At 34.3% G+C, this 14256-nt stretch carries 17 protein-coding genes; 2 read left to right on the plus strand and 15 right to left on the minus strand.

Annotated features, from left to right (window positions below; all coding sequences use genetic code 11):
- Positions 1–4 precede the first annotated feature (4 nt).
- The 3 genes from rpsA to NSS74_RS16255 all read right to left on the minus strand — a co-directional run bounded on the left by rpsA (position 5) and on the right by NSS74_RS16255 (position 2468).
- Positions 5–1153, minus strand: coding sequence for a 30S ribosomal protein S1 (gene rpsA / locus NSS74_RS16245; RefSeq protein WP_002126412.1), 1149 nt, complete (start codon positions 1151–1153; stop codon positions 5–7).
- Between the two features lie 333 nt (positions 1154–1486).
- Positions 1487–2164 (minus strand): (d)CMP kinase, encoded by a 678-nt coding sequence (gene cmk / locus NSS74_RS16250; RefSeq protein ID WP_002011798.1) that lies wholly within the window; start codon positions 2162–2164, stop codon positions 1487–1489.
- Positions 2165–2294: 130 nt separating this feature from the next.
- A complete protein-coding gene (locus NSS74_RS16255; protein WP_002135263.1) occupies positions 2295–2468 on the minus strand; it encodes a DUF5359 family protein in 174 nt (57 codons plus the stop codon).
- Between the two features lie 213 nt (positions 2469–2681).
- Between NSS74_RS16255 and ansA the strand changes: the two genes are divergently transcribed.
- Positions 2682–3656, plus strand: a complete 975-nt coding sequence (gene ansA, locus NSS74_RS16260; protein ID WP_340813957.1) for an asparaginase — start codon at positions 2682–2684, stop codon at positions 3654–3656.
- Positions 3657–3689: 33 nt separating this feature from the next.
- On the opposite strand, the gene NSS74_RS16265 is transcribed toward ansA, so the two are convergent.
- The 12 genes from NSS74_RS16265 to NSS74_RS16320 all read right to left on the minus strand — a co-directional run bounded on the left by NSS74_RS16265 (position 3690) and on the right by NSS74_RS16320 (position 13598).
- Positions 3690–4670 carry a YpdA family putative bacillithiol disulfide reductase gene (locus NSS74_RS16265; RefSeq protein WP_002030753.1) on the minus strand — a complete coding sequence of 327 codons (981 nt, stop codon included), beginning with the start codon at positions 4668–4670 and terminating at the stop codon, positions 3690–3692.
- A gap of 109 nt (positions 4671–4779) precedes the next feature.
- The gene (locus NSS74_RS16270; RefSeq protein WP_340814228.1) at positions 4780–5304 is read right to left on the minus strand and encodes a peptidoglycan recognition protein family protein; all 525 of its coding nucleotides are present in this window, start codon (positions 5302–5304) and stop codon (positions 4780–4782) included.
- Positions 5285–5524 (minus strand): DUF3961 domain-containing protein, encoded by a 240-nt coding sequence (locus NSS74_RS16275; RefSeq protein ID WP_340813958.1) that lies wholly within the window; start codon positions 5522–5524, stop codon positions 5285–5287. Before NSS74_RS16275 ends, NSS74_RS16270 begins: the two co-directional genes overlap by 20 nt.
- Positions 5525–5618: 94 nt before the next feature.
- Positions 5619–5828 carry a hypothetical protein gene (locus tag NSS74_RS16280; protein WP_002126403.1) on the minus strand — a complete coding sequence of 70 codons (210 nt, stop codon included), beginning with the start codon at positions 5826–5828 and terminating at the stop codon, positions 5619–5621.
- 80 nt (positions 5829–5908) lie between these two features.
- Entirely contained in the window at positions 5909–7195 is a 1287-nt protein-coding gene (gudB, locus tag NSS74_RS16285) for an NAD-specific glutamate dehydrogenase (protein ID WP_000225168.1), read from the minus strand.
- 348 nt (positions 7196–7543) lie between these two features.
- On the minus strand, positions 7544–8152 hold the full coding sequence (locus tag NSS74_RS16290) for a genetic competence negative regulator (protein ID WP_002011786.1): 609 nt from the start codon (positions 8150–8152) through the stop codon (positions 7544–7546).
- Positions 8153–8229: 77 nt separating this feature from the next.
- A complete protein-coding gene (locus NSS74_RS16295; RefSeq protein WP_002166076.1) occupies positions 8230–9105 on the minus strand; it encodes a MerR family transcriptional regulator in 876 nt (291 codons plus the stop codon).
- Complete coding sequence (locus NSS74_RS16300) at positions 9105–9881, minus strand: metallophosphoesterase (RefSeq protein ID WP_002188977.1); 777 nt, start codon at positions 9879–9881, stop codon at positions 9105–9107. Before NSS74_RS16300 ends, NSS74_RS16295 begins: the two co-directional genes overlap by 1 nt.
- A 71-nt stretch (positions 9882–9952) precedes the next feature.
- A complete protein-coding gene (locus NSS74_RS16305; RefSeq protein ID WP_002030746.1) occupies positions 9953–10432 on the minus strand; it encodes a LysM peptidoglycan-binding domain-containing protein in 480 nt (159 codons plus the stop codon).
- Between the two features lie 22 nt (positions 10433–10454).
- Entirely contained in the window at positions 10455–11018 is a 564-nt protein-coding gene (locus NSS74_RS16310; protein WP_002064506.1) for a CPBP family intramembrane glutamic endopeptidase, read from the minus strand.
- The gene (locus NSS74_RS16315) at positions 11018–12547 is read right to left on the minus strand and encodes a RecQ family ATP-dependent DNA helicase (protein WP_002188974.1); all 1530 of its coding nucleotides are present in this window, start codon (positions 12545–12547) and stop codon (positions 11018–11020) included. The genes NSS74_RS16310 and NSS74_RS16315 overlap by 1 nt, the downstream gene beginning before the upstream one ends.
- Complete coding sequence (locus NSS74_RS16320) at positions 12537–13598, minus strand: helix-turn-helix domain-containing protein (RefSeq protein WP_002188973.1); 1062 nt, start codon at positions 13596–13598, stop codon at positions 12537–12539. The genes NSS74_RS16315 and NSS74_RS16320 overlap by 11 nt, the downstream gene beginning before the upstream one ends.
- 297 nt (positions 13599–13895) lie before the next feature.
- Between NSS74_RS16320 and NSS74_RS16325 the strand changes: the two genes are divergently transcribed.
- The gene (locus tag NSS74_RS16325; RefSeq protein ID WP_001151994.1) at positions 13896–14144 is read left to right on the plus strand and encodes a ferredoxin; all 249 of its coding nucleotides are present in this window, start codon (positions 13896–13898) and stop codon (positions 14142–14144) included.
- The last annotated feature ends 112 nt before the right edge of the window (positions 14145–14256 follow it).

Here is a 14256-nt window from a genome sequence, read left to right on the forward strand (position 1 = left end):
CTCTTTATTTCTTTAATTTTTTCAGTTGTTCACCAATAATATCACTTAACTGGAAAGTAGCCGAATCAGCATTTGGCTCATATTGGCTATAATCTTCTGTTACATTATTTTCTTCAAGCGTTTCTTTTATGCTTAAAGAAATACGTTTTTCTGCTACATGGACTTCAAGTACTTTCACTTTTACTTCTTGTCCCATTTCCAATACTTCATTTGGATTTTTCACGTGACGATTTGCAATTTGAGATACATGTACAAGCCCTTCAACACCAGGTAAAATTTCAACAAACGCACCGAATGTAACAAGGCGTTTTACTACTCCCTCACGAATATCTCCAGCTTTTATTTCGCCAGCAACATTTTCCCAAGGTCCTGGCTGAGCTGCTTTAATTGATAAAGAAATACGTTGCGTATCAGCATCAACAGATAACACTTTTACCTTTACCTTTTGACCTTGCTCTAATACCTCAGAAGGTTGCTCTACACGTTCGTGTGAAATTTGTGAAATGTGAACTAAACCGTCCACACCACCAACGTTAACGAAAGCACCAAAATCCGTTAATCGTTGTACTGTTCCTTCAACAATGTCCCCTTCTTTTAACGAAGAGATTGCTTCTTTTTTCTTAGAATCTAGTTCTAGTTCTACTACCGCTTTATGTGAAAGAATAACACGATTTTTTTCACGGTCTAATTCAACAATTTTCACCGCTAATGTTTTTCCTTTATAGTCAGCAAAGTCTTCTACATAATGTACTTCTACAAGTGAAGCTGGGATAAAACCACGAACACCAAGGTCCACAACTAACCCACCATTCACGATATCTTTTACAATAACATCAAATACATGACCAGAATTAAATTTTTCTTGTAATTCTACCCACGCTTTTTCTGCGTCAACAGCTCTCTTAGATAAAACAAGATCATCATCTTCTAATTTAATAATTTTCAATTCAAGTGTTTGATCTAATTCTACAACATCGCTTGCTTTTTCAATATGAACGTTAGCTAATTCACTAATCGGAATTACGCCATCTGTTTTGTATCCAACATTTACAAGAACTTGTTTCTCTTCAACTTTCGTTACAGAACCTGTAACAACGTCACCAACTTGTAATTCTTTTGAATTCATAACTTCTTCATTCATTTTCTCTACCATGGAAATACCTCCCTACAGAATTGACAAAGCATTTTTATGTATATACGAAATGAAAACAAATGTTTTCATTTGCATGTTTAAGAATTTATCATCACATATTCTGTTTCAATACAGTTCACAAGAAACTATATTAAATCTATATAAATAGTATACAGCAAAATCATCTTGAAGAAAGTATGATTTGAAATATAATAGCGAATATATTCTGACATTTTTTCCCCTATGTAACTAACTTCTTACAAATTAGCCCATTTGTCAAGAAAAGAGACTTATAATTCACTTATCCTTTACATTTCAAAAAAAAAAAAAAAGAAAGAGGATAGTCCTCTTTCTTTATTTCGCAAATACTCCTGAAACAATACCCATAATTTTTTGGACAACTTCTTCAATTGATAAAGAAGTTGTATCTAATTCCAATGCATCATCAGCTTTTTTCAAAGGAGAAACTTCGCGTTCTGAATCTAATTTATCACGCCTAGCAATTTCTTCTCTTAACTGCTCTAAATTAGAATCGAAACCTTTATTCATATTTTCTAAATGTCTTCTTTCCGCTCTTTCTTCTACAGAAGCAAGCATAAAGATTTTCACTTCAGCATCCGGTAGTACATGTGTACCAATATCACGGCCATCCATTACTACGCCGCCTTTTTTAGCTAATCCTTGTTGACGACGTACCATTTCTTCACGAACAAGACGATGCTTTGCTACAATAGATACACGATTCGTCACATCTGGCGTACGAATCACTTCAGAAACATCTTGTCCATTTAAAAATACAAGTTGTGTATTTTCCCCTTGCTGAAATTCAATATTTACATTTTTTACAACTTCCATTAACTTTTCTTCATTTTCAATATCCACTTTTTGTTCAAGGGCTGCATATGTAATAGTACGGTACATTGCGCCTGTATCAATGTAAACATATGAAAGTTTTTTTGCAACAACTTTTGCCACTGTACTTTTCCCAGCAGCCGCTGGACCATCTATAGCAATCGAAATTCGTTTATCCATTGTAACACCTCATTTTTCACTTATAAAACAAAACGAAAAGCAGGTATTTTCCCCCTGCTTCTTCTCATTTGCCTCACGTCATTAAATCCTCAATAATTGTAGCATAATCCATCATAGAAGAAAATGAAAACTACTTATTCACCTGTAAGATTTCCGCCTTATTTTTCGTGACGACACCTTCGTAATAAACAATTTTCGATAAATATTTCACTGAAGATTTATGTATAAAAAGCAGTTGGACGACAGAAAGAAAAATAAATTGAATCAGTAATATACGAATTATAATTTTCTCCACTTTTTTCAAAAAAACTCACTCCTTCCCTCTCTACACTTACACATCCACTCTCATAAATTTCCATAAACAAAACCTAACCTAATAACCACTTACCGGAGCACACTTAAGGTAATTTATTTTATTGTCATTTTCTAAGCATACTTTTATACATTTTCATTGTCGAATTTACTCAAAACATGTTATGTTCTAAATGTATTTTTCAACTTGAAAGGGGTATAAGCATTGAAAAGAATCCTAGTTTTACACACAGGTGGAACAATTGCAATGGAGGAAGATAAAGAAACTGGGGTCGTACAACCAGGTAAAAAGAATCCTCTTTTAAAATTCATTCCTGATTTAGAAGGCGATGTTGATTTAATTGTCGAAGATGTGTTCCATCTTCCATCTCCTCACATGACTCCTAGCGAAATGCTACAATTGCAAGTCATCATTGACGAAAGAGTAAAACAAGACGATATTCACGGCGTAGTCATCACGCATGGTACCGATACATTAGAAGAGACAGCTTATTTTCTTGATTTAACAGTTCAAGCAACTATCCCAATCGTTGTGACAGGGGCAATGCGTTCTAGTAATGAATTAGGTGCCGATGGTCTATATAATTTCTTATCAGCTGTAAAAGTTGCTAGTAGTAATGAAGCTGCTGAAAAAGGCATTCTAGTCGTATTAAATGACGAAATACATTGTGCTACAAATGTAACAAAAACGCACACAAGTAATGTCGCGACATTCCAAAGTCCACAGTACGGACCAATTGGCATGGTAACAAAACGTGGTGTTGTTTTCCATCATGCTTTAGTGCATCACGAAACATGCACAGTACGACAGATTTCTAAAAACGTTGTCGTTCTAAAAGCATACGCAGGTATGGATGATACATTATTATCAGCAATCGAAACACTACCAGTAGACGGCATTGTTATTGAAGCACTTGGACAAGGTAATTTACCTCCAAGAACACTTCCTAGTCTAGGGCGATTAATAGAAAAGGGCATTCCAATTGTATTAGTTTCACGCTGCTTTAACGGTATCGTTCAAGACGTATACTCTTATGAAGGTGGCGGAAAACAATTAAAAGATATGGGCATTGTTTTCACCTACGGTTTAAACGCTCAAAAGGCGCGAATTAAATTACTAGTCGCACTAGAAAACACAAACTCTCACGAAACAATCCAACATATGTTTATGCACGATTAAAAAGAAGCTGTCGAAGATTTCGACAGCTTCTTTTTATTCTTCTCTTGATGCAATGGTTTGCGCAATCGCATCTCCATGGAATCTACCGTTCTCGATAAATATTTCATTTGCGTTATTCCCCGCAGCAATTACACCTGCAATAAAAATATTTTCAGCGTTTGTTTCCATACTACCCTCTATATAAATCGGGCGCCCTGTTTCTTCATCAATCCGAACTCCCATTTTTGTTAAGAAGCTGTGGTCTGGATGGTAACCCGTCATAGCAAATACAAAATCGTTTTGAATTGTATTTGCCTCACCATCTACTGTATACGTCAACGTATGCTCAGTAATTTCTTTTACATGCGCATGGAAATGCATTTGAATTGTCCCATTTCGTACTAACGCCTCAAATTCCGGCAAAATCCACGGCTTAATACTTGGCGAGTATTCCCCACCACGGTATAGAACTGTTACACGTGCACCCGATTTAACAAGCTCTAACGCTGCATCTATACTTGAATTTTTACCACCTATTACAACGACATCTCGATCAAAATAAGGGTGTCCTTCTTTGAAGTAATGAGCTACTTTCTCAAGTTTCTCACCAGGTACATTCATATAATTCGGATTATCATAATATCCAGTTGCGACAACAATGTATTTCGCAACATATATTTCTTTATTTCCATCACGCTTCGTCGTTTCAACTTTAAAAACATCACCATCTTTTTGAACTTGTTCCACTCGTTCAAATGCATTTACACGTATAGATTTACGCTTTACTACTTCACGATAATACGCAAGCGCCTGATTACGAAATGGCTTACGATTTTCTGTAATAAAAGCAACTTCACCAATTTCTAATTTTTCACTAGAGGAGAAAAATGTTTGATGAGTTGGATAATTATAAATTGCATTTACAATGTTTCCTTTTTCGATTACTAACGGATTTAACCCCACTTTTTGCAACGAAATCGCCGCTGCTAATCCGCATGGACCGCCTCCGATAATAATAACTGTTTCTTTTTGCATACTTAGTTCACTCCTAGTCTTCTACCTCTGCTCTATTTATATAAACAAGAAAAAACCTACTTACAGCAGTAGGCATCTATCTTTATTGTATTCATTTTTCATATATTTGTCATCTAAACGAAACATACATCCGATAGACATCTGCTAAAAACTGCTGAAATTTAATTCCTTGTTGCCCTAATACATTCTCAGGATCGATTTTCCGAGTAGGATCCAACGTTTTGTGTGACACAATAGCCTTTTTAGGATTTAAACCGAAATTTTGACATAAATAAGCGTGATACCACGTAAAACGAGTATACGCCTCCCAAAAGTTTACGTCGCCACCATAGCAAAGTTCAACCCCAATTGCAGCCTTATTCGCATCATAACCGAATAACTCATTATCCGTTGGCACATTGTATCGAACATGGTACGCAACTTCATTTATAGGGACAATTTCTAATATTGTTTTATCATCAATAAATGTATGCGCTGAAGCTTTCGGTTGTATTTCATTAAAGTAATCCCGATTTCCTATCGCATTGCTACCAGGGTTCCCCGTGTCATGACTTACAATAAATCTTACTTTTGAAAGAGGAATTCCTGGTCGTGAATTTCCATACCCAATATAGTTACGCTCTATAGGGAACATCGAAAATATTTGATGTGAATACCATAAATAATACAATACTTACAGCCACTCCGTAAAAACCGTAAAACCAAATACAATCTTCTTTCGTATCTAAACCGAAAAATTTATTTACCGATTGTAATAATGTGCCACGCTTGCTTTGTTTGTTTCGTAATACTTCCACTCGTTCTACAACATCTGCTGGCATCATAAATCTTTGGTCTACTGTCATTTTCATCATTTATCTCTCCTTAAAATCATTTCCGTTTTGCTTATCTAAGGAAAGTATAGCACGTTTGTTCGTGTAGAACAAGCGTTCTTTTTTATTTTTTATTCTATTTTTCACCAAACCAAGTAATAATTGTGAATATAAACGCGATAATTGGTCCAACTACAACTGCACCAAATATTAAAAATAATAATCCTTCGCCGAACACCCGAACGACACTTGTTTTTCGGGCTCTCTTAGCTCTTGCAAGTTCACCCTCTAACACCTTAACCTTTTCTTCTAATTGGTCTACTCGTTCCATTATTTCATTCCCCATATACAACACCTCATTTAATACTTCAACAAAAAAACGCGATTCCCTCGAAAGGAAATCACGTTTTCTCAAAACATTATATATTATACCCAACCTCTGAAGCGACTAGCCTCAGCCATTTTACGAACACCAATCATGTATGCAGCTAAGCGCATGTTCACTTTACGAACTTGTGATGTTTCATAAATTGAATCGAATGATTTTACCATTACTTTTTCTAAACGTTGTTCTACTTCTTCTTCAGTCCAGTAGTAACCTTGGTTATTTTGTACCCACTCAAAGTAAGATACCGTAACGCCACCAGCACTTGCTAATACGTCTGGAACAAGTAAGATACCACGATCTGTTAAGATTTTTGTTGCTTCTAATGTAGTTGGACCATTTGCAGCTTCAACCACAATTTTCGCTTTAATCTTATCAGCATTTTCTTCTGTAATTTGGTTCTCAATTGCAGCAGGAACTAAAATGTCGCAATCAAGTTCTAACAGTTCTGTATTTGAAATTGTATTATTAAATAGTTTTGTTACAGTACCAAAGCTATCGCGACGATCTAGTAAGTAGTCAATATCTAATCCATTCGGATCATGTAATGCACCGTAAGCATCTGAAATTGCAATTACTTTCGCGCCTGCATCATGCATAAATTTAGCTAAGAAGCTACCCGCATTACCAAATCCTTGAACAACAACGCGTGCACCTTTAATATCAATGTCACGTTTTTTCGCAGCTTCACGAATACAAATTGTTACACCTTTTGCAGTCGCTGTTTCACGTCCGTGTGATCCACCTAATACAAGTGGTTTACCTGTAATAAATCCTGGTGAATTAAATTCATCGATACGGCTATACTCATCCATCATCCATGCCATAATTTGTGAGTTTGTAAATACATCTGGAGCCGGAATATCTTTTGTCGGACCAACAATTTGGCTAATTGCTCGTACATAACCGCGGCTTAATCTTTCTAATTCACGGAAAGACATCTCACGTGGGTCACAAATGATTCCACCTTTACCTCCACCATATGGTAAATCAACAATACCACATTTTAAACTCATCCAAATAGAAAGTGCTTTCACTTCATTTTCTGTTACGTTTGGATGGAAGCGAATTCCACCTTTCGTTGGACCAACAGCATCATTATGTTGTGCACGATATCCTGTAAATATTTTAACAGTCCCGTCATCCATACGAACTGGAATTTTCACTGTCATCATACGAATTGGTTCTTTCAATAATTCATATACTTCGTTTGGATAACCCAATTTTTCTAATGCTTCATTAATTACAATTTGTGTTGAATTTAACAATTCAAAATGTTGTTCCCCTTGTTGTTGTGTTTTCGTTTGAGTTCCCTTTTCGGCTACCATAGTAAGTAAACCCCCTGTAATTTCACTTGTTTAGTAAACCTTCATTGCCTAGTATACACCGTTAAATTTGGAATGCAATAGAAAACGCTAACAAATATATACAAACTATTTTGTATTGCAAGCGTTTTCACTATTATTATAGTCCTTTTATTGCTTTTAGAAAAGTAAAATACTTAAATATTTAAATATTTTTTATTTTCATCAAAATACATTCGATAAAACCATTATTTCATCAAGAAATACTGATTACATTTTAACATACAGATCGGCTAGTCTTGTTACCTACACTTCGTTTTATAGATTTTAGATTTTCAGCTGAATAAAAATAAAACCTCAAGCTACGTTACATTAGCTGAGGTTTTGTTTTTTCACAAAGTAATTGTATATTTGTTCAATCGCTTGAGAATCCATTAATTCTTTACCATATTCCATTACGCGGTAAATTGTTGCTGTTGACGGATTACCGTACTCCGCTAAAATAGCTATAAAATCCGCCTTCAATAATTGAAATTGCTCTTCTTCTTCTATCCAAAGATAAAAACGATCATCCCACGTATACAACTTCCCATCAGTTACACCAAGGTTATATAAGCGATTTGACAAATTGATTACATCATCTAATGTAGCAAACTCGTAAAGTATATGTTCACTTTCATCAAGAGTCACTTGCATTTCAATAAACTCGTCACGGAACTCATCTTCTGTGTCCACTTCGTGATTTTCTTTTGTTACAATTACAACCATACCTTGAGCTTGTAGAGAAAATACTTCAACAGCAATCGGTCCATCCGCTTCAAACCCTAATTCTGTATTTGCTTCTTGCATCATATCACGGAATAGTTGCTGTACTTTCGGTGCATTTCTCCACAAATCTTCTTTCGTTAATCCTCGTTCAGATAAATCATCAAATGTTAGGAAAATTTTAATCTTATTATAATTTAAACGTTCCAGTCTCATCTCATACCCTCCCTACGTAACCATTGCATCTAATTTTTATTATATGAAATAGAAAATAGATGGTTCTTTTCGAACGACTATTCCGACATCTTTAACCATCCATCCCATTCTTCTTTCGTGTTACCAATTAGGATATTTTGAAGATTTAATTGATCTCCAATGCCTTTTCTTCCTATAAAACCACCAGAGATGTTTTCATTTTTTTCTTGCAACAAGTCAATAAACTCTACTGCCTCTTCAAGTTCTCGTTCATCATCAAAAGATATAAACAAATATTTAGGTTGTAATTGTTCAATAGCTAGTAAAATACCTTCTTCATCTAAACTTGTCCCCATATACATTGTTTGATATCCTTTTAGTCGTAAATACGTCGCGAAAATAAATCCTTTTAATATATTATTTTCTAAAACGAAAACTTTGTTAACGGAAGAATACACCGACGCATTATGATAGATCATTCCTAAACGTGTTTGTAAGAATGATACAACATATTTGAATTGCGACATTGTAATCTCATTATTACTTTTTAAAGTTAACAACTTGTTTGCCACTTGAAGAATGATGCTTGCAACAACCTTTTCCGTTGAATATATACTAAAAACCTCGTTTAATAATGCAGAAATTGTAATTTCATCAAATTCTAACAAAGCTTGTAGTATATCGTCCACTAAAACAACTTCTGTATCAGTAATTTTTTCTTTTTGAACGTTGTTCTGCAACCGATTCCCTTCTAATAACTGAACTGCTTGTCCAATCATCATCCCCTCAGAAACTTTGTTCATTAACCATTTCAAAATATGAATATGCTCTTCTGTATATAAACGATGCCCCGCACGATTTCTCTTTGGGGCAATAATATGATAGCGTCTTTCCCATGCGCGAAGTGTACTCGGTTGAATTCCGAGTATATTTGAGACAGCTTTTATATTATATTTTCCATTTGAATTCGGCATTATTTCCCTCCGCATAACGTAATGATATGTGTTTGGGAAGGTGCCCGAAAACGAAGAGGGAACAATGTTGTTCCATACCCATTACTAACAAAGAGAGTCGTATTAGAATGCTTATATACGCCACCCTTTAAATACTTTTCAGATGGAAACAACCGAATCTGGCCTCCATGTGTATGTCCACTTAATACGAGCGAAATTTGTTCATTACCAGACATTTTCTTTATTATATCTGGGTTGTGACTAATTAAAATGCGAAAACCTTCTTCTTTACAATCAGACAACGCTAAATCTAAACGATCTCGTTCTAATCCAACATCATCGATACCGAGTAAGCAAATTTTCTCTCCTAATTCAGACTCAAATACAACTCTTGTATTATCTAATACCTTCACATTATTTTCTATTAATAAAGCATCTAATTCGTGATATTCAATTTCATAGTCATTATTTCCCCATACAAAATATACAGGGGCTATTTCTCTTAACTTTTGAATATTTAAAGAGATTTGCGATAAAGGTACTCCTTTTTCAGCTAAATCACCGCCAATAATTACGATATCTGCTTTTCCTTTCACTCGTTCAATTAGCGAGCTAGAAATGATCCTTCTATGAATATCCGAAATAAAAAAAACTTTAACTTTTTGAAAACTTTCCGGAAATTCTTCGAACACTAAAGTATGTTCCAACACTGTATTACGCATCGCTTCTTTATACATTCCAAAAAGACATACAAAACCAATGCATATGAGAGTACATAATAATATAATCCATGACATATATTTTTTACTCTCCCTCCTCGTAAAGTATAGTCCTTAATTTTATGTGGAGCTATATATCACTCATTTAGCTAGCTCTCATACTTCGTGGACTTATCTTTTATAGGAATTTTCAATTCTTGTCCTACCTTCACTTCGTCTTCTTGTAAATCATTATACTTTTTTATTATTTCTATCCCATCTTCATCTGAGAAATATTGCTTCGCTATACTTTCTAAAGTTTCTCCATCTTTCACAACATGAGTTGCTACTTTCTCAGACTGCTTCTTTGATTCAGTCTTAGCGGAATCAAAGAAAATTACTTCAAACGCACTTTTCTCAGCATTATTACTATCACTTTTTACCTGTATATACTTATCCGTATACCATAGGATACTAATAGGTAACAATATGAACAAAAATGTTAACACTCGGACGAAAATGTGATTCATTTTAAACTTTGGTTTGTTCTCTTTATTTCTATGAATTTCACTACGCGGCGGTAAACTTTCATCTTCTTCCACTTGCTCAACTTCTAACTCCTCTTCAAAATCAGGAATTCGTTTTCTCATGTTGTTCACCACCACCTTCCATTTATTTTCTTAATTGGAGCCCCATTATAAAATCAACAAGAAAGTGTGCAAAGATTGTTATAAACAAATTTCCTGTCCACTCGAATACATAACCAAAAACAAAACTAATAAAGCAGACGAAACAAAACAAAAAAGGCTTCGTTATATACCGAATATGTAACACAGCAAAAATTAAACTCGCTATTACAATTCCGAAATGAGTCTGCACTACACCTCTAAATAAAAACTCTTCCGCAAAGCCAATAATAAACGTGATAACGAGTAAATGCATGACAGAAATCCCTTGAAACATTCTATCGTTAATGCCACCATCATCAAACCAAGATTCTGGAAACACTCGCATTGCAACATAATCTAATAACACAATACAAATCGCTAACAAGCTACCTATTAAAAGTATAGAAACCGGTTCCCATTTCCATAAACTATAAACTTCTCTTTTATCTTGAAATAATATATATGCTAGTAAACAACCGATACCAATAATGATTAGTTGTGTTATGTAGAGATTCAGTCTTATTTCTCTCGGACTCATATCTTCAACATTATGCCTTTGAATGTTCATCATTCCTCCATCTTTCTTAGGCCGAAAAGCTTTTGTAACTCTGTTTCCCAATTATAGTCGAAAACTAACTGTTGCGCTCGTCTTTTTTTATAATCCGTTTTTGTAATACCACAGTAATCACAACAGTTTTCTATCTCTTTTTCTTTTCTATAACCGAATTGTTGTAATAAATATTCACGTCTACATCCTTGAACTTGTATCCATGACTTCATATTTTCTAACTCACTATATTTATTACGCATTCTCACTTCCACTTCCGCTATTAATCTGTGCATTATTTCATCTGACAAGCTCTCTAACATGAGATTCCGCTGTTGTATGATTCCAAGATGTTCGAGATGATAACGTGTAAAGCGCCAATACTGTTCATTAAATCTTGCTGCATTATAACAAATTTCTTCTACATCTTCTAATGGTAATACTTTCGTTTGAAACATTCTTTCTTGTAGTAACGAAAATAAAAATTGTATTTGCGATTTACTTGGTAATTCATCTTCAATGATTGAAATTGGCAAATCGTGATCCAATGGACTACATAATAAAATGGCTATACTCAATTCTCCATCTCTTCCGGCTCTTCCAATTTCTTGTAAATAGGAAGCTACATTTGTCGGATATTGAAAATGAATAATATATCTTGTATTCGCCTTATTTACCCCCATCCCAAAAGCACTTGTACATATTACAATTTGCAACTGGTCATTCATAAACTGTTGTTGAATTAACATACGCTCTTCATGTTCCATACCACCATGATAAAAAGCTACACCTGTAATTCCTTTTCCTCTTAAATACTCGGTTAAACGCTCTGTCCAGGCCCTACTTGAACAATAAACAATACCAGGCCCTTGCAAATACATTACATGCTCAAAAAGCGCCTCTTTTTTTTCTTCTATTGTTTCCACAAATTGCACTTCCATCGCAATATTTGGACGATCAATTGAGTACACATGCTCAGCAATATTTTTTAGATTTAAACTTTCCGCTATATCTCGCAGTACATCCTTTGTCGCAGTTGCTGTTAATGCTAGTACTGTCGGAGATCCGATACTCTCAATTACTTTATCTAATTTTTTATAATCTGGCCGAAAATCATAGCCCCATTGTGAAATACAATGCGCTTCATCTACGACAAATAATGAAATATGAATTTTTTTCAATTCTCTTATTAGAAGTTCCGACTGCAACATCTCTGGCGATACGAAAACAAATTTATAAAAAGATAGCTTTTTCATTGCTTCTCTTTTTTCAATTAACGTCCGAAAACTATTCAATGCAATAACTCGATTTTTCACGACATACTTTAATTGCGTAACTTGGTCTTCCATTAAAGATAATAATGGTGATACAACAAGCACCGTACCCTCTTGCAGAAGCCCCGGAAGTTGATAACACATTGACTTTCCCCTTCCAGTCGGAAGCATTGCTACAACATCTTTTCCTTCCAATAAGTCCGTAATAACTCCTTTTTGCCCCGGACGAAATTCAGAATATCCAAACCACTTATATAAATATTCCTCAAGCTTCATTTATACCCTCCATCCGTGCCAATACAAGACGTACTTCAAAATAAGAGATTTCCTCTCCAACCGCTTGCTTCAACACACGCAATTTACGTGTTTGTAATGCTTCAATTACTTTTGTTACTTTTTCCATTTTTTCTTTTTCCATAAACATTTCAATAGAAAATTCTTTTTCTCGTAAAGCAATTTCTACAAAATGGTCTTCTATCGTGGCAACCTTCAAATTCCGAATTGTTGCTATTTCTTCTAAAGAGCGTCCTTGTCTCCAAAGATTATATGTTTTTTTTGTTGATAAACTAAATAAATCAGCTTTCTCATTTGGATAAGATATAATTTCAGCTAATAATGGAAACTCATTTTCTTTATTGCGAACTTCTTGAATAAGGAAATGAATTGTACCCCAAAATAAAAAATACACTCGAAATATATCTTGTTTCGTAATTTCCGCTAATTGTTGTAAAGTACACCCAATACGTTTATACCCAGTTAACCGATATATTACGATTGTCGCCTCTACTGGATTATTTTTTTGTAAAAGAGTATGCATTTCCTTCCATAATCTTTTAGCCAATTCACTTCTCATATACGGTATTCCAGTGAGAAAACGTTTCACCCACATCATTATTTCTGTATCCTGTTGAATTGGAATAAATTTCGTATTCGCCTGTTGTAAATTCGAAATGGTTTGAACGATCAATGATAATCTCTTCCAAAATGTTTCACCTATTTCACCATAGTGTAAACCATTTAAATATGTCGGAAAGGCAAAGTCACCTTCCCATTTGTTTAATTGCACGTTACCAGCAGTCGTTAACACATATGTATTATCATGTATACCTTGAACTAAATCCGTTTGTAACAACTTTGCAACTTCTTGATTATAATCAGCTCTATTTAATGACTTATAAATCCCAAACAAAAAAGAAATTTGAAACATATTCCCATCTTGTAATGTTTGCGACGATCTCTTTCCTTTTAATAAATAATAAATCGAAGAAACGGTTCTTTCACCATTCAATTGTTTTAAACAATATAATAAAGTATATTGTAGCTGCATTACCGCTTCCACCTCTCAGTCTAACTTCATTCCTTTTTCAATACGATTGCACATTAACTGCTATTCATTGAACTTATCATATTCACACTACATGCTTGTATATATTCTATTGTATCAAACGAAATAACATTTAAGTATTTTGAAAATCTTATGAAATAATTCAAAAATAAGTTGACACTCTAATTGATAAGCATTATCATTATAATTTTATGTTGAAAAGTTTTTAAAACCGTTTTACAATAAGATTATAATTTTTTGGCGAACTTTTCACATACATATTATCAGGAGGGAAAAAATATGGCAAAATATACAATCGTTGACAAAGATACTTGTATTGCATGCGGTGCTTGTGGTGCTGCTGCACCAGACATTTATGACTATGATGATGAAGGCATTGCATTTGTAACATTAGACGATAACCAAGGTATCGTTGAAATTCCAGATGTATTAATTGAAGATATGATGGATGCATTCGAAGGTTGTCCAACTGACTCAATTAAAGTTGCTGACGAATCATTTGATGGCGACTCTTTAAAATTCGAATAGTCTTTTATTAACTTCAAAAAATCCCCCTCATACTTATGAGGGGGATTTTTTGAACTCTTTTTCATTCTCACTAACAAAAAAACCATTAGCAGTTACGCTGCCAATGGTTTAA

It is taken from the genome of Bacillus sp. FSL E2-8868, assembly GCF_038005505.1.
Taxonomy (GTDB): Bacteria; Bacillota; Bacilli; order Bacillales; family Bacillaceae_G; genus Bacillus_A; species Bacillus_A mycoides.